At 68.5% G+C, this 20,136-nt stretch carries 20 protein-coding genes; 13 read left to right on the forward strand and 7 right to left on the reverse strand.

Features of this window, described 5'->3' with window-relative positions:
* Positions 1-26 precede the first annotated feature (26 nt).
* Complete coding sequence (locus tag ABIC47_RS10715) at positions 27-1,049, reverse strand: MDR family oxidoreductase (protein WP_089879683.1); 1,023 nt, start codon at positions 1,047-1,049, stop codon at positions 27-29.
* Positions 1,050-1,106: 57 nt separating this feature from the next.
* Positions 1,107-1,883, reverse strand: coding sequence for an isocitrate lyase/PEP mutase family protein (locus ABIC47_RS10720; protein WP_354480246.1), 777 nt, complete (start codon positions 1,881-1,883; stop codon positions 1,107-1,109).
* A gap of 45 nt (positions 1,884-1,928) precedes the next feature.
* Here ABIC47_RS10720 and ABIC47_RS10725 point away from each other — a divergent pair, with 45 nt between their 5' ends.
* Entirely contained in the window at positions 1,929-3,482 is a 1,554-nt protein-coding gene (locus ABIC47_RS10725) for an LssY C-terminal domain-containing protein (RefSeq protein WP_354480248.1), read from the forward strand.
* Here the strand turns inward: ABIC47_RS10725 and ABIC47_RS10730 are convergent.
* Together ABIC47_RS10730 and trhO are read right to left on the reverse strand one after the other, a co-directional pair.
* Positions 3,475-5,061 (reverse strand): Na+/H+ antiporter, encoded by a 1,587-nt coding sequence (locus tag ABIC47_RS10730; protein WP_231371145.1) that lies wholly within the window; start codon positions 5,059-5,061, stop codon positions 3,475-3,477. The genes ABIC47_RS10725 and ABIC47_RS10730 overlap by 8 nt on opposite strands.
* A 100-nt stretch (positions 5,062-5,161) precedes the next feature.
* A complete protein-coding gene (gene trhO / locus ABIC47_RS10735; protein WP_354480251.1) occupies positions 5,162-6,049 on the reverse strand; it encodes an oxygen-dependent tRNA uridine(34) hydroxylase TrhO in 888 nt (295 codons plus the stop codon).
* Positions 6,050-6,202: 153 nt separating this feature from the next.
* On the opposite strand from trhO, the gene ABIC47_RS10740 reads away from it, so the two are divergent.
* Both ABIC47_RS10740 and ABIC47_RS10745 read left to right on the forward strand, forming a co-directional pair.
* The gene (locus tag ABIC47_RS10740; RefSeq protein WP_020076069.1) at positions 6,203-6,979 is read left to right on the forward strand and encodes a polyprenol monophosphomannose synthase; all 777 of its coding nucleotides are present in this window, start codon (positions 6,203-6,205) and stop codon (positions 6,977-6,979) included.
* 9 nt (positions 6,980-6,988) lie between these two features.
* Positions 6,989-7,519, forward strand: coding sequence for a YbhB/YbcL family Raf kinase inhibitor-like protein (locus ABIC47_RS10745; protein WP_018189187.1), 531 nt, complete (start codon positions 6,989-6,991; stop codon positions 7,517-7,519).
* 58 nt (positions 7,520-7,577) lie between these two features.
* On the opposite strand, the gene ABIC47_RS10750 is transcribed toward ABIC47_RS10745, so the two are convergent.
* Positions 7,578-8,216, reverse strand: a complete 639-nt coding sequence (locus ABIC47_RS10750) for a LysE family translocator (RefSeq protein ID WP_018189188.1) — start codon at positions 8,214-8,216, stop codon at positions 7,578-7,580.
* A gap of 31 nt (positions 8,217-8,247) precedes the next feature.
* On the opposite strand from ABIC47_RS10750, the gene ABIC47_RS10755 reads away from it, so the two are divergent.
* From ABIC47_RS10755 to ABIC47_RS10785, 7 genes are all read left to right on the forward strand, one after another.
* Entirely contained in the window at positions 8,248-9,819 is a 1,572-nt protein-coding gene (locus ABIC47_RS10755; RefSeq protein ID WP_354480256.1) for an MmgE/PrpD family protein, read from the forward strand.
* Positions 9,820-10,764, forward strand: coding sequence for a methylisocitrate lyase (prpB, locus tag ABIC47_RS10760; RefSeq protein WP_354480258.1), 945 nt, complete (start codon positions 9,820-9,822; stop codon positions 10,762-10,764). It abuts the gene before it with no gap.
* A 51-nt stretch (positions 10,765-10,815) separates the two neighbouring features.
* Positions 10,816-11,214: a hypothetical protein gene (locus tag ABIC47_RS10765; RefSeq protein WP_354480261.1), complete on the forward strand. Its 399-nt coding sequence runs from the start codon at positions 10,816-10,818 to the stop codon at positions 11,212-11,214.
* Between the two features lie 78 nt (positions 11,215-11,292).
* Positions 11,293-12,210 carry a recombinase family protein gene (locus ABIC47_RS10770; protein WP_502910236.1) on the forward strand — a complete coding sequence of 306 codons (918 nt, stop codon included), beginning with the start codon at positions 11,293-11,295 and terminating at the stop codon, positions 12,208-12,210.
* A 200-nt stretch (positions 12,211-12,410) separates the two neighbouring features.
* Positions 12,411-13,544, forward strand: a complete 1,134-nt coding sequence (locus ABIC47_RS10775; RefSeq protein ID WP_354480264.1) for a chymotrypsin family serine protease — start codon at positions 12,411-12,413, stop codon at positions 13,542-13,544.
* A 19-nt stretch (positions 13,545-13,563) separates the two neighbouring features.
* Positions 13,564-13,974: a hypothetical protein gene (locus ABIC47_RS10780; RefSeq protein ID WP_354480266.1), complete on the forward strand. Its 411-nt coding sequence runs from the start codon at positions 13,564-13,566 to the stop codon at positions 13,972-13,974.
* Between the two features lie 219 nt (positions 13,975-14,193).
* Complete coding sequence (locus ABIC47_RS10785; RefSeq protein ID WP_018189191.1) at positions 14,194-15,321, forward strand: bifunctional 2-methylcitrate synthase/citrate synthase; 1,128 nt, start codon at positions 14,194-14,196, stop codon at positions 15,319-15,321.
* 47 nt (positions 15,322-15,368) lie between these two features.
* Here ABIC47_RS10785 and ABIC47_RS10790 read toward each other — a convergent pair whose 3' ends face one another.
* Positions 15,369-16,553: an acetyl-CoA C-acetyltransferase gene (locus ABIC47_RS10790; protein WP_354480269.1), complete on the reverse strand. Its 1,185-nt coding sequence runs from the start codon at positions 16,551-16,553 to the stop codon at positions 15,369-15,371.
* Between the two features lie 73 nt (positions 16,554-16,626).
* Between ABIC47_RS10790 and aspS the strand changes: the two genes are divergently transcribed.
* Positions 16,627-17,955 (forward strand): aspartate--tRNA(Asn) ligase, encoded by a 1,329-nt coding sequence (aspS, locus tag ABIC47_RS10795; RefSeq protein WP_029042887.1) that lies wholly within the window; start codon positions 16,627-16,629, stop codon positions 17,953-17,955.
* Here the strand turns inward: aspS and ABIC47_RS10800 are convergent.
* On the reverse strand, positions 17,885-18,643 hold the full coding sequence (locus ABIC47_RS10800) for a JAB domain-containing protein (protein ID WP_051087265.1): 759 nt from the start codon (positions 18,641-18,643) through the stop codon (positions 17,885-17,887). The two genes, aspS and ABIC47_RS10800, sit on opposite strands and share 71 nt — an antisense overlap.
* A gap of 152 nt (positions 18,644-18,795) precedes the next feature.
* On the opposite strand from ABIC47_RS10800, the gene ABIC47_RS10805 reads away from it, so the two are divergent.
* Both ABIC47_RS10805 and ABIC47_RS10810 read left to right on the forward strand, forming a co-directional pair.
* Positions 18,796-19,521: a histidine phosphatase family protein gene (locus ABIC47_RS10805; RefSeq protein WP_354480273.1), complete on the forward strand. Its 726-nt coding sequence runs from the start codon at positions 18,796-18,798 to the stop codon at positions 19,519-19,521.
* Positions 19,518-20,135, forward strand: a complete 618-nt coding sequence (locus ABIC47_RS10810) for a TlpA disulfide reductase family protein (protein ID WP_354480276.1) — start codon at positions 19,518-19,520, stop codon at positions 20,133-20,135. The genes ABIC47_RS10805 and ABIC47_RS10810 overlap by 4 nt, the downstream gene beginning before the upstream one ends.
* Position 20,136: the final 1 nt, after the last annotated feature.

Here is a 20,136-nt window from a genome sequence, read left to right on the forward strand (position 1 = left end):
CGCCAGCATACCGAGCGTTCTGCGGGTCAGCCGCGCACGTCCACCACAGTCCGGCCGCGCAGGCGCCCGGCCAGGATGTCCTCGGCCGCCGGAATCGCCTCCGCGAGCGGCACGAAACGCGTCATCGCGGCGAGCGCCTCCTCATCGAGGTCGGTGGCGAGCCGACGCCACGCGGTCTCGCGCAGCGCTGCAGGCGCATCCACCGAGTTGATCCCGACCAGTGAGACCGCGCGCAGGATGAACGGGAGCACCGTCGCCGGAAGGTCGGGGCCTTGCGCCAGGCCGCACGCGGTGACCGTGCCGCCGTAACGGGTCTGCGCGAGCACCGTCGCAAGGGTCTGGCTGCCGACGGAGTCGACCGCGCCGGCCCAGCGCTGCGACTGCAGGGGCTTGCCCGGGGCGTCGAGTTCCGACCGGTCGATGATCGTCGTGGCGCCGAGGTCGGTCAGGTAGTCGCTCGCCTCTTCCACTCGGCCGGTGGATGCGGTGACCGGGTAACCCAGTTTCGCCAGGAGGGCGATGGCGACCGAGCCGACGCCTCCCGCCGCACCCGTGACCAGGACGCTGTCGCCGCGGTCGGTCACGTCCTGAGGATCCACGCCGTTCCGCTCGAGTGCGAGCACGGCCAGCATCGCCGTAAAGCCCGCCGTGCCGATGGCGGCCGCCTGTTCGGAGGTGATGGAGTCGGGGATGCGGACCAGGGCGTCGCCGTTCACGCGCGCCCTTTCCGCCATCCCGCCGTGGTGGTTCTCGCCGAGTCCGGCGCCGTTGAGGACGACCCGGTCGCCCGGACGCCACCGCGGGTCGTCGGAGAGCCGGACCGTGCCGACCACGTCGATCCCCGGAATGAGCGGCGAGACGCGGGCGACACCGGGCCGCCCGCCGATGGCCAGTCCGTCCTTGTAGTTGAGGTCGGTGAACTCGACGTCGATCGTCACATCCCCCGGCATGAGGAAGTCGTCGGTGACGCGCCGGACCTCGGCGGTGTGTGCGGTGATCCGTCCGCCGTCGACCTGCTGCTCGATCACGATCGCCCGGAAATCGCTCATGCCCTCACCCTACGCCGGGCGGTTCTGGGGCCTCGGGCGGCCCTGCGGCCGCCTGCCTCAGTTGAGCTGCTCCGTGCCGAGGGGCAGCGCCCCGCCCGCGTACAGCTCGAGCGCCGTGTTCTTGAGTGCGGTGAGGGCGACCCGTTGTGTCCACGGCCCGTAGGAGACGCGGGCGACGCCCAGCTCCTCCAGCCGCGCCGGGGCGACCGATCCCGGGACGGCGATGACGCTGAGCTTGCGCGCGCCGAGGCCGCCGACCAGTTGTTCGACCGTCCGCTCGTCGAGCTTGCCGGGGACGAACACGCAAGTGGCACCCTCGTCGAGGAACGCGCGGCCCCGTCGGATGGCCTCCTCCACCTTCTCGTGGTCGGTCGGGAAGGTGTCACGGAGGAACACGTCGGTGCGCGCGTTCAGCGCGAACGGCACGCCTTCGGAGTCCGCCGCCCGGATCGCGGCCCGCACGGACGCGACGGCGTCGTCCAAGGGGCGGAGCTGGTCTTCGAGGTTGGCGCCGACCGCTCCGACGCCGATCGCGCGCCGGATGGTCTCGCCGGAGTCGCCGTAGCCGCCTTCGAGGTCGGCGCTCACGGGCAGGTCGGTGGCCGCGACGATGCGCCCGACCATGTCGAGCATCAGGTCGAGCGGGATCTTCTCGCCGTCCTCGTAGCCGAGGGTTGCCGCGATGGAGTGGCTCGCGGTCGCGAGGGCGCGGGTGTCGGGGAGGTCGGCGATCACGCGGGCGCTGATCGCATCCCAGACATTGACGACCTGCAGCAGCTCGGGTGCATCGTGCAGTCGGCGGAGTTCGGCGCCACGCGCCTGGATGTCTGTCATGCGCTCACCCTACGTCGCGGCGGGTCCTCGCTCTAGGATGGCGGCATGGCCCGCACGGGGGAGCCGATGGAGGTGCCGAAGAGCCGATCGGCGCCGGGCCGGCGTGCCTCGGCGAGCACGGTGATCGACTACGCGTTCTTCGTGTTCGGCGGTGTCGCCGCGGTCTGGCTGGCGGTGCTGCTGCTCACGGACAGCTTCGAGTGGGGCTGGTTCCTCATCCTCTTCTTCGTGGTGTTCTGGGTGGTGCTCGCCTATCTGGTGCTCCCGCGGCTGCACCGCATCCTGACCGAGATCTACGTCCCCGACTATTTCATCGGCCGCGCGCGCACGAGCGACGGGTTGCTCGGCGACCCGATCAACCTGGCGCTGCTCGGGTCGGAGGCGCAGTTGGACGACGCGATGCGCGAGGCCGGCTGGACGCGCGCGGACGATGTCACCCTGCGTTCGAGCCGCCGGATCATCACGTCGACCCTGTTGCGGCGCAGCTATGACGAGGCGCCGGTGAGTCCGCTCTTCCTGTTCGGCCGTCAGCAAGATGTGGCGTACCAGCAGGAGGTGAAGGGCAACCCGGCGAAGCGGCACCACGTGCGGTTCTGGCGGTGTCCGGAGGGGTGGCTGCTCCCGGGTGGCTACGGGGTGGACTGGCTGGCGGCCGGGACGTTCGACCGCTCGGTCGGCTTCTCGCTGTTCACCTTGCAGATCACGCACAAGATCGACGCGAACACCGATATCGAGCGCGACCACATCGTCTCGACGCTCCTGGCCGCGGACGTGGGGGCCGAGGTCTCCGTGATCCGTGACTTCTCGACCGGGTACCACTCGCGGAACGGCGGGGGTGACACGATCGAGACGGACGGCGACCTCCCGATCGTGGATCTGCGCGCGGTCCCGGTGGATGCGCAGGCCGCGACGGTCGCGGCCGACGCGGATGCCCGCCGCGAGGCTCTGGCGGAGCGCCGTCCCGTGCCGACGGCGCTCGGTGCGCTGCTGATGGCGTTGCGTGTGCTGGCGGGCGTCGGCTACATCGCGCTGAACCTGCTCGACTGGCAACGCTTCGTGATGTCGGAGCTGGCCGGCGAGGTGGTGACGGCTAGCCAGCGCGACGCGGTGAGCCTGGTGCTCGGCATCGCGATGGGGGCGTTCGGCGCGGGACTGGTGCTGTACTTCCTGCTCGCCCTGCTGGTGTTCTTCGGGAGCAACTGGGCCCGTATCGCCGCGATGTCGTACAGCTCGCTGATCATCATCGTTTCGGCGATCGATTACTTCAACGGCGGCCCGCAGATCTCGCTGCGCAACAACCTGCTGGGGTTGGCCCTGGACATCCTGGTGGTGCTCGCCCTGTCCTCGAAGCGCTCGCGCCTGTGGGCTCGGCGCCCGCGCGCCCGCCGGGGTCGCGGACGTCCCGCCGCTGCGCCGCTCGCGACCGCAGGGCCGACGCCCGCCGGCTCTGCGCCCGCCGGCTCTGCGCCCGCCGGCTCTGCGCCCGCCGGCTCTGCGCCCGCCGGCTCTGCGCCCGCCGGCTCTGCGCCCGCCGGCTCCGCGCCCGCCGGCTCTGCGCCCTCCGGCTCAGCGCCCGCGGACTCGACCACGCTCACATGAGCGGCTTCTTCCCGTCGGCTCCGCCCGCCTTGAGCGCGGACTCCTCCGCATCGAGGAAGGCGAGCACGGACCGCACCGCCGGCTCCTGGTAGCGCCCCTCCGCCCGCGCCTCCAGCACCGCCTGACGCTCGGCGGTGATCATGGTCCGGCGCAGGCGCCGGTACTCGAGCGGCAGGTCGGTGCGGTCGTCCGGCGACGGGTTCTCCAGGGCGTCGGACAGGAACAGCGCATTGATCCGCAGCCGCTGGATGACCCGTTCGTCCTCGTCGCCGGTGACCTGCGATTCCAGGTGCTCGAGCCCTGCTGACTGCGCCTCGGCGAGCAGCCGTTGCATCTCGCTGGCCTCCTGCGCGAAGTCAGGCGGCGGCAGCTTGAGCCTGCGGATCACCCAGGGCAGCGCGAGACCTTCGAGCAGCGTGCCGACCACGACGACGAACGCGAGGAACTGCAGGAACTCCCGGTGCGGCGTGTCCTCCGGAAGGAGGAACACCGCGGCCAACGTCACCACACCACGGATACCCGCGAAGGAGACGGCGATGCCCGTGGGCCACGACCAGCCGCGCTCCCGCAGCCGCTGCGGACCGTAGCGGTAGAGCGCGGTCGTGCCGATCATCCACAGGAAGCGCGCGAGGAAGATGGCCAGCAGCACGACGATGCTGATGACGATCGTCTGCGGGACCGTGATGCCCGATGTGAAGGCCGCCGTGAGGATCGACCGCAGCTCGAGCCCGATGAAGAGGAAGACGGCGTTCTCGAGCAGGAAGCTGACCGTCCGCCAGTTGATCGTCTCCGCGATCCGAGCCTCCGCCGTCTGGATGGTGGGGGAGCGGTAACCGAGGTACAGCCCGGCGACGACCACCGCGAGAATGCCGGACCCGTGGAACAGCTGGGCCGGAATGAACGCGAGGTATGGCGTCACCAGCGCGAGCGACGTGTCGAGCACCGGCGACCTCAACTGCTTGCGGATCGCCGCGAGGACGAGCCCCACGAGGAGTCCGACACCGATGCCGACCACGACGGCGAGCACGAAGTCGACGCCGACGGCGACCGGGTTCACCACGCTGACGATCGCCGCGATGCTGGCGTTGAGCGCGACGAGGGCCGTGGCGTCGTTGAGCAGGCTCTCGCCCTCCAGCACGGTGACGAGTCGCCGCGGGAGCTTCACCCGGCCGGCGACCGCCTGTACGGCCACCGTGTCGGTCGGCGCGACCACCGCACCGAAGGCGAACGCGGCCGCGAGAGTGATGGCCGGGACCACCAGGTAGGTCGCGAATCCCACCACCACGACCGTGAACGCCACCAGCCCGACGGACAGCAGCAGGATGCCGTCGCGCCTGGCACGCACATCCACGATCGAGGTCTGGATGGCCGCCGCGAAGAGCAGCGGCGGGAGAAGGCCGAACAGGACGACCTCCGGTTCCAGCGTCACCTCCGGAACGCCCGGTACGAAGGATGCGGCCGCTCCGACGAAGACGAGCACGACGGGGGCCGACCAGCCGACCCGTCGGGACAGGCCGGTGACCGTGACCGTGACGACGACGAACGACACGATCCAGACGATGGTGGAGACCGGATCCATGCTGTTCATGATGGCGGCAACACGAAGAGGCCGCCAAGGTTTCCCGCGAGTCGGTGGAGAACGCGTTCGCCCTCGGCGATGTGGACGGTTTCGCCGTCGCTCAGGCGGCGTGGGCCTCGCAGGTCGCGATCCCGCAGTCGTCGCAGACCACGAGCCGCTCGCGACAGGCGGGGTCGGAGCAGTTCCGCATCCGGCTGGTCGCCTCGCCGCACGTGACGCACCGCCCGAGGACGGCGGCGTGGTCGCTGAAGGTGAGCGAGCCGCGCCCGTCGAAGACGTAGAGGGCACCCTCCCAGAGTCCGTCGTCGCCGTACGTCTCGCCGTAGCGGGCGATCCCGCCTTCGAGCTGGTAGACCTCCTGGAATCCGCGGGAGCGCATCAGCGACGACAGCACTTCGCAGCGGATGCCGCCGGTGCAGTAGGTGACGACGGCCTTGTCTTTGAGGTGGTCGTAGGCCCCGCTGTCGAGCGCCTCGACGAACTCTCGCGTGTTGGCCACATCGGGCACGACCGCGTCACGGAAGCGGCCGATCCCGGCTTCGAAGCGGTTCCGGCCGTCGAAGAAGACGAGGTCGTCGCGTTCCGCGGCGAGCGCGTGCAGTTGTGCGGGGGCGAGGCGCTCGCCGCCGCCGAGCACGCCGTTCTCGTCGACCGCCAGCTCGTCGGGCGCCCCGAAGGAGACGATCTCGTCACGCACCTTCACCGAGAGGCGCGGAAAGTCGATGCTCGCGCCGTCCGCATCAAGGCCGGATCCCTCGCTCCATTTGGCGTCGAGGCGTCGGAACGGCTCGTACTCCTTGGTGACGCGGAGGTAGCGCTTGAGGGCGTCGAGCTCGCCGCCCAGTGTCCCGTTGATCCCGTGCGGCGAGAGCAGGATGCGCCCCCGCAGTCCCAGACGTTCGCACAGTTCCCGCTGCCAGAGCCGGACGGCTTCCGGGTCGGCGAGCGGCGCGAAGACGTAGAAGAGCAGGATCTTGGGTACGGCCACCGCCTCATCGTAGGCGAGCGGTTCCGGAGTGGACCCGATCGTAGGATCGTGGAGGCTGTGAACGCCCGCAGTCTCGTTCGCCTGCCGTTCAGACTGGTAGGACAGGGTCGAATGCGTTCCTCCGGGGCGTGCCCCTGACAGAAAGGCGGGTTGTTGCGAACCCTGGTCATCATCCCGACCTATGACGAGCGAGAGAACGTCGGCTCGATCGTCGGACGGGTGCGCGCGTCCGTGCCGGACGCCGACGTGCTCATCGTCGACGACAACTCGCCGGACGGCACGGGTGAGCTGGCGGACGCGCTCGCCGCGACCGACGCCAGCGTGCACGTCCTGCACCGCACCGGGAAGGACGGCTTGGGGGCCGCCTACCGAGCGGGGATGCAGTGGGCACTCGACGCCGGCTACGAAGTCGTGGTGGAGATGGATGCCGATGGCTCGCACCAGCCGGAGCAGCTGCCGCGTCTTCTGGAGGCGGTTCGCTCGCCTGAGCTGCCGACCGGCGCCGATGTCGTCCTGGGCTCACGCTGGGTCGACGGCGGTGGCGTGGTGAACTGGCCGGCTCGTCGTCGCCTGATCTCCCGTGGGGGCAGTACGTACTCGCGGCTGGCTCTCGGGCTGCCGATCCGGGATGTCACGGGCGGCTACCGCGCGTTCACCGCGGACGCGCTGCGGCGGCTGCATTTCGACCGGACCGAGAGTCAGGGCTACTGCTTCCAGATCGACATGACGCGTCGCGCCTACGACGCGGGCCTGCGGATCGTCGAGGTGCCCATCACCTTCGTGGAGCGGGAACGCGGCGCGTCGAAGATGGGTGGCGGCATCGTGGTGGAGGCGATGCTGAGAGTGACTCTGTGGGGTCTGACCGGCCTGCCTCGACGGTTCCGCAGGCGTCCGTCGCCGGCGGAGACGGAATCGGCCGCGCGGGCGTAGCGTGGCTGCATGGCCAACGATCCTCTGGAGCGCTTCGGCGCTGTCCCCCTTTTCATCGTGTCCAGTGAGGATGTCGCCGACGGACGTCCCCTGTCTCGCGCCCAGTGGGGTGCGGGCGGTGGCGGCGGCGACGTCTCGCCCCAGCTCTCGTGGAGCGGCTTCCCTGCGGAGACCAAGAGTTTCGCGGTGACCATCCACGACCCGGATGCCCCCACGGGTTCGGGTTTCTGGCACTGGGCCGTCTACAACATCCCTGCCTCCGTCACCGAGCTTCCGGCGGGCGCCGGCGCAGAGGGCGGAGCGAACCTGCCCGCAGGCGCGTCGATGCTCTCGAACGAGATGCGGTCGAAGAGCTTCACGGGTGCCGGACCTCCTCCCGGGACGGGAACCCACCGCTACGACATCGTGGTCCACGCCCTGGACGTCGAGCATCTGGATCTCGACCCCGAGTCGACGCCGGCCGTTCTCGGCTTCAACGTGCATTTCCACACGCTCGCCCGGGCGGTGATCGCGCCCGTCGCCACCGCGGGGGACATCTGATCGGAGTTCGTGAGCGTGCCGGCGTCAGCGATCGAGCTGGCGCCGGCTCGCTGCGTTTTCAGTGCTTGACGCCGGTGAAGGCGAGCACCCCGCCGAGGCCGATCATGAGGACGCCTCCCGTCGCTCCGAGCCGTTCCACGCGCTTGGGCGAGCGCCCGAACCACTGACGGGCGGTGCCGGCGGCGAGCGCCCACACGCTGTCGAACATCAGCGCGAGCACGAGGAAGATCACCCCGAGTTCGAACAGTTGCAGGGGGATCCCGCCCGCGCGGTAGTCGACGAACTGCGGGAGCACCGCGACGAAGAAGACGAGCGACTTCGGATTCGTCAGCCCGACGACGAATCCTTCGCCGAGGATGCGCATCCAGGATCGCCGGGGCGGAGCGGCCTCGTGGGTGACCGCGGTGTGCCGCCGGTGACGGATCGCCTGGATGCCCAGGTAGACGAGGTAGGCGGCACCCGCGAACTTGATGATCGTGAACAGGACCAGGGATTGCGCGACGACGGCGCCGATCCCCAGGGCCACGGCGATGACGAGCGGGAGCATTCCCAGAGCGTTCCCCACGACGCTGAGCAGACCGCCCAGCCGTCCCAGCGCCAGAGAGCGCCCGATCACGAACAGCACGCTCGGCCCGGGGATGACGATGAGGGCGATCGACGCGAGGGCGAACGCGAGCAGCGACGGGCCGGGAACCATGAGCCGAGCGTAGGGGAGGTAGGTTCGTTACGTGAAGCTCCACAACGTTCGTGTGCACAGCAGCGAGGAGAACCTCGCCCGTCAGGACCAGCTCGCATGGAAGATCGCGCAGGTCGCGACCGACCCGGTGGAGGTGGATGCGGACGTCACCGAGATGGTCATCAACCGGGTGATCGACAACGCAGCCGTCGCCGCAGCGTCCTTGACCCGACGGCCGGTGGTCTCGGCGCGGTCGCAGGCTCTCGCGCACCCGATCCCGTCCCGCCAGTTGGAGGAACTCACCGAGTCCGTTGAGCACCCGCAGGACGGCTCGACCGTCTTCGGTGAGCAGCAGACCGTCCGCGTCTCGCCGGAGTGGGCGGCCTGGGCCAACGGAGTCGCGGTGCGGGAGCTGGACTACCACGACACGTTCCTCGCCGCCGAGTACTCGCATCCCGGTGACAACATCCCTCCGATCACCGCGGTCGCGCAGCACGCCGGGCGGGCCTACGGGCTGACAGGCCGGGACCTCGTCCGCGGCATCGCGACGGGCTACGAGATCCAGATCGACCTCGCGCGAGCGATCAGCCTGCACCGGCACAAGATCGATCACGTCGCCCACCTCGGACCGTCCGCCGCGGCGGGCATCGGTACTCTGCTCCGCCTCCCGGCCGAGACGATCTACCAGGCGATCGGCCAGGCGCTGCACACGACCACGGCGACACGTCAGTCGCGCAAGGGCGAGATCTCCAGCTGGAAGGCGCACGCGCCCGCCTTCGCCGGCAAGATGGCGGTCGAGGCGATCGACAGGGCGCTGCGTGGCGAGACCAGCCCGACCCCGATCTACGAGGGCGAGGACGGCGTGATCGCTTGGCTGCTCGACGGTCCGGACGCGTCGTACGACGTGCCTCTGCCGGACGCAGGAGAGGCGAAGCGGGCGATCCTCGACTCGTACACCAAAGAGCATTCCGCTGAGTACCAGGCCCAGGCCTGGATCGACCTGGCGAGGAAGCTGCACCGCGAGCATCCGGAGGTGGCCGACCCGTCTCGTGTGGAGAGCATCGTCATCCATACGTCCCACCACACGCATTACGTGATCGGCTCGGGGGCGAACGACCCGCAGAAGTACGACCCGACCGCATCGCGCGAGACGCTCGACCACAGCATCCCGTACATCTTCACGGTTGCCCTTCAGGACGGCGGCTGGCACCACGTGGAGTCGTACCTGCCGTCGCGTGCGGCTCGCCCGGACACCGTCGAGCTGTGGGGGAAGGTGACCACATCGGAGGATCCGGAGTGGACCCGCCGCTACCACTCCACCGACCCTTCGGAGAAGGCTTTCGGTGGTCGCGTGGTGATCCGTCTGGCTGATGGCCGGGTCATCGAGGACGAGATCGCCGTGGCCGATGCTCACCCGCTGGGTGCTCGGCCCTTCGCCCGGGCGGACTACGTCGCGAAGTTCCGCATGCTCGCGGCCGACGTTCTGGAGCAGGACGAGATCGAGCGATTCCTGGCGCTGGCCGAACGCCTGCCCGAACTGAGCGCCTCCGAACTCGCCGGCCTCACCATCACCGCGCGTCCCGGACTTCTGGCCGCGACCCCCGCGCCGAAGGGACTCTTCTAAATGCTGTATTCGTCGGTTCCCGCGCACGAGAAGCGTGCAGCGTTCCGAGCCCGGCTGGCGTCGGGTGAGCTGATCCGCATGCCTGGGGCCTTCAATCCGTTGAGCGCGCGCCTGATCGAGCGCAAGGGCTTCGAGGGCGTCTACATCTCGGGCGCCGTCCTCTCCGCAGACCTCGGCCTGCCGGACATCGGCCTGACCACGCAGACGGAGGTCGCCGGCCGATCCGCGCAGATCACGCGCATGACGGACCTGCCTGCGCTCGTCGACGCGGACACCGGCTTCGGCGAGCCGATGAACGTCGCGCGCACGGTCCAGGCGTTGGAGGATGCCGGCGTCGCCGGCCTGCACATCGAGGATCAGGTCAACCCCAAGCGGTGCGGTCACCTCGACGGCAAGCAGGTGGTGGATGAGGACACCGCTCTGAAGCGGATCCGGGCCGCCGTGGATGCTCGGCGCGATGGCAACCTCCTCATCATGGCGCGGACGGACATTCGTGCTGTCGAGGGTCTCGCCGCGGCGATCGACCGCGCGAAGGCCTTGGTCGATGCCGGTGCGGACGCCCTGTTCCCCGAGGCGATGGCTGATCTGTCCGAGTTCGAGGCCGTCCGTGCCGCCGTGGACGTACCTGTGCTGGCGAACATGACCGAGTTCGGAAAGAGCGACCTGTTCACCGTCGACCAGTTGCGTGACGTCGGCGTGAACATCGTCATCTGGCCGGTATCCCTTCTGCGCCTGGCGATGGGCGCCGCCGAGCGTGGCCTTGACCAGCTGGTCGGCGAGGGGACGTTGAAGCCGATGCTGGACGACATGCAGCATCGCGCCGATCTGTACGACCTGATTGACTACGAGGGCTACAACGCCTTCGACAACGTGATTTTTGAAACGTACAGTGGCCTGCGCGAGGACCGGGACCGCCGTAGGGCTGACCCTCCTGCAGCATCCTGACCCCGAACGCGGGACGGGTGCATCATCCGACCGTCCGGTACGCTCGCGAGCATGAAGAACCGCCTCCTTGTTGTCGCTGTGGTGGGCCTCGCGCTCGCACTCAGCGGATGCGCCTCCCCGACGGCCAAGCCGACCCCGACGGAGACCCGTACCGTGATGCAGAAGGCGATGGACAAGTGCGACTTGATTGGCGTCTCGCCCGGCCTATCGCTCGGTGACGGTAAGCACACGCTCATTCTCGACGGCAAGGGCAAAGAAGACTCCGACGGGATGAGCGCGGAGACCGAGCTCTGCATCCTGAAGGCACTGAACGTCACAGACGCCATCCTCAACGAGATCGAGACCACACGGGCGCTTGACGGTCGCCAGGAGGGCACCTGGGACGGCGTGGATGCGTCGTGGACGTATCATCCCGACAACGGACTCGACCTCACTCTCACCGAGAAGTAGCGCAGCTCGGGCGGCGACCGGTTCGGGTACATCCGCGGCGAGAAGGACACCTACGAGCTTCACCCCGAGCAGTCGATCGTGCTCGCGGAGGCGTACCGCCGATACACCGAGGATGAGCACGGGTTCTCCCGCATCACCCGGTGGCTGAACAGCGAAGGCGTGCCCACGGCGCGCGGCGGCAGCTGGTCCATCCCCGTGGTGACCCGCATCCTGGACTCCGGGTTCGCCGCCGGGCTGATCGTGCAGATGACCGCAGAGGGGCGCACCTACCATCCGGGGCGCCACCCGGCGATCATCAGCGCCGAACTGTGGCAGGCGTACCTGCGCCGCCGCGGCGAAGCGCCCCGACCCTCCCGCCAAGTCGAGCCGCGCTCCCCACTCTCCGGGCAGCTGCGCTGCGCCGACTGCGGTGGCAGCATGCGGCTCGCGAAGTGGCCATCCGCCGGCGGGCAGATGGCACCCGGGTTCGTGTGCACCCGGTGGTACCAGTACTGCGACGGCCGGAGGCTCGTGTCCTGCCTCGAGCACAACGTCATCGCCGCAGTGAAAGCATGGGTGCTCGAACGCGCCGCCGAGATCCAGGACGGCGCCCGCGCCGCGGCACTGGAACGCCGAGCCGTCACAGCGATTGACGACGGCGCCGCCGCAGCGCGCCGACTCGCGAAGTCACGAGCCGCACTTGGCGCGCTCACCGTCCGCTGGGTCGAAGGCCGCATCAGCGAGGACGCCTACAACGCCGCCGCCGAGCGCCTCCAAGCCGAGATCGACCGACTCAACACCCGCGACACTGCCCCCGCCGCCCCCGACATCACCGTCGAGGAAGTCCGCGAACTCGCCGTCCGCGTCACCTACCTGTGGGACGCAGCATCACCCCTCGAACTCCGCACCGCCCTCGCCGCGATTATCGACCACGTCGAGGTGATACCGCCCGCACGGAAGGGCGACGGCCGAACCGGCTTCCGCGTCGTTCCTCGCAACCCCGAGCTGTATGTCTAGAACCCCGGCATTGCTCTGCGTGATAGCCCCTATCCACCCGCGGATGGCGGAGAACCGTTTCTGAGAAGGTTCGAAGGAGCCGAAGCGCGATGGGTAGTTGACCCGCGATAACTTCATGCGAAAGGCTCCAGTTGTAGCCGGCGACGGCTGCCCCCGCCCCGCCGAAACCCGAAGCAGACCCAACGAAGGGTACTTCTTCAATGGCAAGATCAAAGTTCCTCGGAGCACTAGTTGTGTGCATGGCGGCGAGCGTCTCGCTGCTCGGAGCGCAAGCGAGCGTCGCTGCTACGCCTCCCCCCACCGCTCCTCCTGCTGCCGCCTCCGATCTGGCGTTCCGCACGACCGTTCCGGCCGCGGCCACCGCAGCGGGGCTCCGCAATCAGCTGAATACCTGGTACGAGCGGGACGGCGTCATCTACGTCGGCCTGTCAAGCCCAACAGCCGCGGCACAGAACGCGCTCGCAAATCGGCTGGATAAGCCGGTGAAGGTATTCGCGGAGGGGCCGTGGACCACGGCCGAGAAGCGCACGCCTGCCACGCCAGGAATCAAGGTGATCCAGGAGGCTCCCAAGAGCACCGCCACCGCCAAGCACGCACAGGTATCGAAACTGTCCCCGCTCAACCTCACCCCAAACGGCGGCCCGCCATACGCCGATATTCTCGGCACTCCCTGGTACGGAGGAGACCGAATCATCAGCTACCAAACGATCAACGGCTCGCCATTCTGGATCGAGTGCACCACGACAGGCGCATACGGCAGCAGCTACATAATGACCGGGGGACACTGCGCTCCAACTGGGACCAACTGGCAGCAGGGGTACTTCGACGGAACCAACGTCCACACCTATGGAAACGTCGGCAACGTCGCCACAGTGCAATGGGGCGACAACCGCACCGACAGTGAGCTCGTGAGCGGCTCAACCTACTCGGGATTCGTGTACCAATCGAACCAGGACGGGTCGGTATCAGCACGCAATATCCGCGGCGCCGCCACAGTCGCACCTGGCTCCTCGGTCTGCTTCGACGGGTCTACGACGGGCTGGGTTTGTGGCGCGACTGTGGGAGCCACGAACGCCTGCGCGGCCGTCACGGAGGACGGAAAGACGTACACCGTCTGCGGATTGGATATCGCGCAGGACCCCAACGCGGTCATCGTTGAGCCGGGAGATAGCGGAGGTCCGGTTTTGGCCAACGTGACGACAGACCCGACGCTGGGTAGCGTGGCTCGAATCGCTGGAACGATCAGCGCCAACAACATGAACGGCCACGAAGGGCTGTTCGCTGACGTTGGGTACCAGGTGCAAATCTTCGGAGTATCGCCGGCTCTTGGATAGAAGACAACACATTTCCGTCGTGACTGCCGCCATCTGCGCGACGGTCACCCTCGGGCTGGCCGGCTGCACCGCCGGCCAGCCCGCCGAGGCGCCCACGACACGCATCGCTTCCGCGTCTCCCACGTCGTCGACGCCGACGGGCCAGTTGCCTCTGGACCGGGCAGCTAAACCCTCAGGACCGTTCGTTCCCTGGCACCTCATTCGCATCGATCCGGCCGACAACCGGATCTACTTCTCGGCACGCAGCGACGACACGTGCGTCCGGCCAACCCGCGCCCACATCGACGAGCGCACGCACGAAGTGGTGCTCACAATCGAGGGCACCCGTGACAAGGCACCGTGTAGCGCCGAAGCCTTGACCTTCGTCGGATATGTCTCGGTCGGTAACGATCTTGAAAGTAAACGAGTGCTTCACGGGCCATCCGATTGACGCTGTGAAGGACGCCGACTCGCAACGAAAGTTCCTTACGTCTGCTCTGATGCGAAGGGTGGCTGAACAGTATGGTGTACCCGTCTGGCGCTGAGACCCCCGCTGTATGTTTGAGGAAGTGCATTGGACACGTCGGTGTACAACTTCGACGTGCGGAAGTAGCGCCCTCTCTCGATGCCGCTCACCGGCGGCCATCCCGTCAGCAGCGAAGGAGCTCACATGACCGACCCCGAGATCCACAAGGGCCTCGCCGGTGTCGTCGTGGACACGACGACCATCTCCTCGGTGAACCCGCAGACGAACTCGCTGCTGTATCGCGGCTACCCGGTCCAGGAGTTGGCCGAGCACTGCTCGTTCGAAGAGGTCGCCTACCTCCTGTGGCACGGCGAACTGCCGACTGCGGATGAGCTGGTCGCCTTCGAGTCCCTGGAGCGGTCGCTGCGTCGCCTGGATGACCGCACGCGCCGCGCGCTGGATGACATCCCCGTGTCGGCCCACCCGATGGACGCCCTGCGAACCGCGGTCAGCCAGCTCGGTGGCCTCGACGCCACGCTGCAGCAGCCCGACAGCATCCTCGATCCCGAGCTCAACGAGGGCCGTGCCATCTACCTGTTCGCGCAGCTGCCCGCCATCGTTGCCTACATCCAGCGCCGCCGCCGCGGTCTCGATGTGGTGGAGCCGCGCGACGACCTCGACTACTCGCGCAATTTCCTCTGGATGACGTTCGGCGAGGTGCCGGACGACGTGGTCGTGGACGCGTTCCGCGTCTCGCTCGTCCTGTATGCGGAGCACTCGTTCAACGCGTCGACCTTCACGGCTCGGGTGATCGCTTCGACGCTGTCGGATGTCTACTCGGCGGTGACCGGTGCCGTCGGAGCGTTGAAGGGCCCCCTCCACGGCGGCGCGAACGAGGCCGTCATGCACGCCTTCGACGAGATCCAGAGCGCCGACCGCGCAGAGGAGTGGCTCGACGCGGCTCTCGCCGAGAAGCGCAAGATCATGGGCTTCGGCCATCGCGTGTACAAGAACGGCGACTCCCGCGTCCCGACGATGCGCGCGTCGCTGGTGGTCCTCGCCGAGCACTACGACCGTCGCGATCTCCTCGACCTGTACGACGCTCTGGAGAGCGCGATGGGCGAGCGCAAGAACATCAAGCCGAACCTGGACTACCCGTCCGGTCCGGCCTACAACCTGATGGGCTTCGACACCGAGACGTTCACTCCGCTGTTCGCGGCGGCACGGGTCACCGGCTGGACGGCGCACATCTTCGAGCAGTACGCCGCCAACTCGTTGATCCGGCCGCTGTCGCAGTACACCGGCCCGGCGGAGCGTCACCTGGAGCGCTGACCCTCCGGCCGGCACTCCGAGTGCAAACAGTCTCCGGCAGCGTCCGATCAGCGATAGAGCAGCAGCGCGTCGCCCTGCCCACCACCACCGCACAGCGCGACCGCAGCTCGCCCGGAACCACGCCGAGCCAACTCGTGCGCCGCGTGACCGGCGAGCCGTGCGCCGGACGCACCGATGGGGTGTCCGAGCGCGATCGCGCCGCCGTGCAGGTTCACTCTCTCCGGATCGAGCCCCAGGTCGGCCATCGACTGCAGCGCCACGGCCGCGAACGCTTCGTTGATCTCGATCAGGTCGAGTTCCGACACGTCCCAGTTCGCACGCTTGAGGGCGGCGTCGATCGCGCGGGACGGCTGCGAGTGCAGCGAGTTGTCCGGGCCGGCGACCTGCCCGCTCGCCCCGACCAGCGCCAGCCACGAAAGGCCGAGGCGCTCGGCGTTCTCGCGGCTGGTCAGCACCAGCGCCGCGGCACCGTCGCTGAGAGGGGAGGAGTTGCCGGCGGTGAGGGTCCCGCCCTCTGCGAAGCTCGGTCGCAGCCGCGAGAGCGTCTCCGTCGTCGAATCCGGTCGGACGCCCTCGTCCGTTCGCACGACGAGCGGCTCGCCCTTGCGCTGCGGGATGGTGACGGGCGCGATCTCGTCGTCGAACACTCCGGCGTCGGCTGCCGCTCCCGCCCGTTGATGCGATCGCGCTGCGAAGTCGTCCTGCGCCTCCCTCGTCAGCCCGAGCTTCTCCGTGTAGCTCTCTGTCGAGGCGCCCATCGAGATACCGTCGAAGGCATCCGTGAGCCCGTCGTGCGCGGCCGAGTCGAGCGCCTGAATGGACCCGTAGTTCCAGCCCAGCCGTGAGCCGGGCAGGATGTGAGGCGCGTTCGTCATCGACTCCTGCCCTCCGGCCACGACCACCGTCGCCTCCCCGGTGCGGATCAGTCGTGCGGCGTCGATCACGGCGGCGAGGCCCGACAGGCACACCTTGTTGATCGTCGTTGCCGGCACGTCCCAACCGATCCCCGCACCGATTGCCGTCTGCCGGGCCGGGTTCTGTCCGGCACCGGCCTGCAGCACCTGGCCGAAGAGCACCGTGTCGACTGCCTCGGCTCCGATCCCCGACCGCTCGAGGGCTTGCTTCACGGCGATCGTTCCCAACTGCACCGCGGTCAGCGAGGCGAGCGCCCCCTTGATCTTCCCCAACGGGGTGCGGGCGGCGGACAGGATGACGACGTCGTCGGTACTCATGGGCTACTCCTTCGTGCCTTGTCCTCCCATTGTCACACCGCGCACGACGGGCGCACCGGTAGGCTTGGGGCTCGTGACTGCACGCGTTTTGATCAAGGACCTGGCCGCTCTTCCCGACGGCCCCGTGAGCGTCGCCGGATGGGTCGAGACTGTCCGCGACCAGAAGAAGGTGCAGTTCGTCGTTCTGCGCGACGAGTCGGGAGCCGTCCAGTTGGTCAACCCGCGGACCGTCGGCGACGACGGCGCGGTGATTGCGGACGAGCCTGCCACCACCATCTCCGGCCTCTCGCAGGGCAGCTTCGTTCGAGCCACCGGGGAGCTGAAGCACGACGAGCGCGTCAAGCTCGGCGGTATCGAGATCAAGCTCACCTCCCTCGAGGTGGAGACGGCCGCCATCCCTGAGACGCCGATCGCCGCCGATAGCGGCATCGACAAGCGCATGGACTGGCGTTTCCTCGATCTGCGCGACCCGCGCCACAACCTCATCTTCCGCGTGCAGACCACGTTCGAGCACGCGCTCCGCCAGTACTGGGTGGAGAACGGATTCGTCGAGATCCACACCCCCAAGCTGATGGCCTCGGCTTCCGAGTCGCGCGCCGAGCTGTTCGAGCTGCCGTACTTCGAGACCACGGCTTATCTGGCTCAGAGCCCTCAGATCTTCAAGCAGATGGCACAGGCGGCCGGATTCGGACGCGTCTTCGAGATCGGGCCGGCGTTCCGCGCCGACCCCAGCTTCACCAGCCGGCACGCCACCGAGTTCACGAGCGTCGACACGGAGATCAGCTGGATCGACAGCCACGAAGACGTCATGAAGGTGCACGAGGACCTCCTGGTCGCCGGTTTCACCGCCGTCAAGGAGAAGCATGGCGAGGAGATCGAGCGTCTCTTCGGCGTCGAGGTCACCGTCCCGTCGACGCCGTTCCCGCGCATCCCGCTCGCTGAGGCGAAGCGCATCGTCGCCGAGCGCGGCTACGAGGTGCAGCGCGAGGACGACGACATGGACCCGGAGGGCGAGCGCCAGATCTCCGCGTACGTCAAGGAGACCTACGGACACGAGTTCGTCTTCCTGACGGACTACGCCGCGAGCATCCGCCCGTACTATCACATGCGTCATCCGGAGGACCCGTCGATCACGCGCAGCTACGACCTGATCTTCAACGGCGTCGAGATCTCGACCGGAGCTCAGCGCGAGCACCGCGTCGACATCCTCGAGAAGCAGGCCGTCGAGAAGGGCCTCTCGGTCGAGGAGCTCGAGGACGTCCTGGCGTTCTTCCGGTACGGCATCCCGCCGCACGGCGGTTTCGGGATGGGCCTGGCACGCGTGCTGATGCTCATGCTGCACCTCTCGAACCTGCGCGAGACGACCTACCTCTTCCGTGGGCCGACCCGCCTGACGCCGTAGCGCCGGAGCCGGCGGTGGGCAGAGCCGTCCAGCTGTCGCCCGCCACCAGGACGTGGCCCAGGAAACGAAGGCCGAGCGTCGCGGCGGATTGGTCGAGTCGCCGGGTGAGCATGAGGTCTGCGACGGAGGCGTCGAGCACGCCGGACGGATGGTTGTGCGCGACCGCGAATGATCGACCGCCGCGCGTGAGGACCGCCTGAAGCACGTCCGCGGGTTGGACACTGGTCTCATCCACACCGCCGTCCTGCAGGAGCACCAGCTCGAGCGGACGCGACGCGCGATCGGCGACGACCACCACGAAGCGCTCCGAGTCGCGGTGGAGGAGTTCGGGGCGGACGACGTCGGCGACTGCCTTGTGGTCGGTGAGCCTGGTCCAGGCAGATGACGCTCCGGCCCGGCGCCAGATCTCGATGATCGCGACAAGCCGGCCGGCCGTCGCCGGGCCGACACCCGGCAAGCGTTCGAGCCGGGCGAAGTCCATCGTCGCCAGCCCCGGGAATCCGCCGGTCCTGCGGAGCACGGATCGAGCAAGCGCGAGAACGCTGCGTCCTGTCTGTCCGGACCCCAGCACCAGGGCGAGCACCTCGTCGTCGGTGAGGGACCCGACGCCCAGTCGCCGCATCCGCTCACGGGGGCGGTCGTGGTTCGGGATGTTCGCAAGAGCCACTTCCTCTTCTTCGTCGGCCATGAGTCGACGCTACGAAGACGGCCCGCGAACCGGACGCGACGCCGGGAATCTGTGGAGAAGTGCGAGTCCTCTCAGCCTGTGGACGGTTCCTGTCACGCGAGCCCCGCGGGCGCTCAGTGAATTCAAGGGAACCCCCTCCGTAGACTGGAGCGGTGGTAGCGAGCCAGGTTCACCTCGTCCGTCATGGCGAGGTGTTCAATCCCGACGGCATCCTGTACGGCAGGCTGCCGGGATTCGGCCTCTCCAAACTCGGCCACCGCATGGCCCAGGCCGCGGCCGATGACCTGCGCGAGCGGTCCCGTCCGATCAGTGCACTCCGCGTCTCGCCGCTCCAGCGCACCCGGGAGTCCGCGGCTCCGGTGGCTGCAGCCTTCGGCCTCGATCCGATCATCGACGAGCGGATCATCGAGCCGACCAACCGCTTCGAGGGAACGCGCATGAAGCGCGCGGTCCGCAACCCCAAGTACTGGCCCTATCTCGTTAACCCGCTTCGCCCGAGCTGGGGCGAGGCCTACACGAGCATCGAGCGGCGGATGCTCGCCGCCATCCACGACGCCTTCGATTCGGCCGAGTCGGGCGACGTCGTCCTGGTCAGCCACCAGCTGCCGATCTGGGTCGCTCACCTCTCCGTCGCCGGCGAGCGCTACCCGCACGATCCGCGCAAGCGCCGCTGCGCCTTGTCGAGCATCACGACGTTCGAACGGGTGACCGCCGAGCCGCCGAGCACGAGCACGACACCCGCAGCCGGCGCCGAAACCACGACCGAGCACCCCATCCATCCGGGCCGGACCCCCGAAGCGCAGCGTCTCGTCGAGGTCGGCTACGTCGAACCCGCCGCAAGCCTCCAGGCCGCCGCCACCGATGTGGGGGCGGTGTGAGCGCCGTGTCCCGTCTCCGCTCGCGCATCCTGCTGCCCGCCGCCGCCCTCGCTGCGGCGACCGCGCTCGCGCTCTCCGGCTGCACCGCCAACGACAGCCTCGCGAACCAGTACCGCTCCGGCAACGGCCAGAACTACATCGCGGGGGATGGCACGGTCAGCGAGTTCGCTGCCGGCAACCGCGGTGACGCGGTCTCCTTCACGGGCAAACTGCAGGACGGCAGCACGGTGTCCTCGGCCGACTACGCAGGCAAGGTCCTCGTCGTGAACTTCTGGTACGCCGGTTGCCCGCCGTGCCGGGTCGAGGCCCCCGATCTCGAATCGCTGAGCAACAAGTACAAGGCGCAGGGCGTCGGCTTCCTCGGCGTCAACCTGTACGACTCGGCGCAGACGGCGGAGAGCTTCGAGAAGGAGAAGGGCGTCACCTACCCGTCCGTGCTCGACCGCGACACCGGCTCCGTCCTCCTCGCGTTCAGCAAGACCGTCCCGCCGAAGGCCACGCCGACGACGCTGGTCGTCGACAAGAAGGGTCGCGTCGCCGCGCGCATCCTCGGAGCGATCCCCGACAAGAGCATCCTCGACTCGCTCATCTCCGACGCCGTGGCCGAGAACTGAC

Origin of the sequence: Leifsonia sp. 563, assembly GCF_040545055.1 — a bacterium.
Classification (GTDB): Bacteria; Actinomycetota; Actinomycetes; order Actinomycetales; family Microbacteriaceae; genus Leifsonia.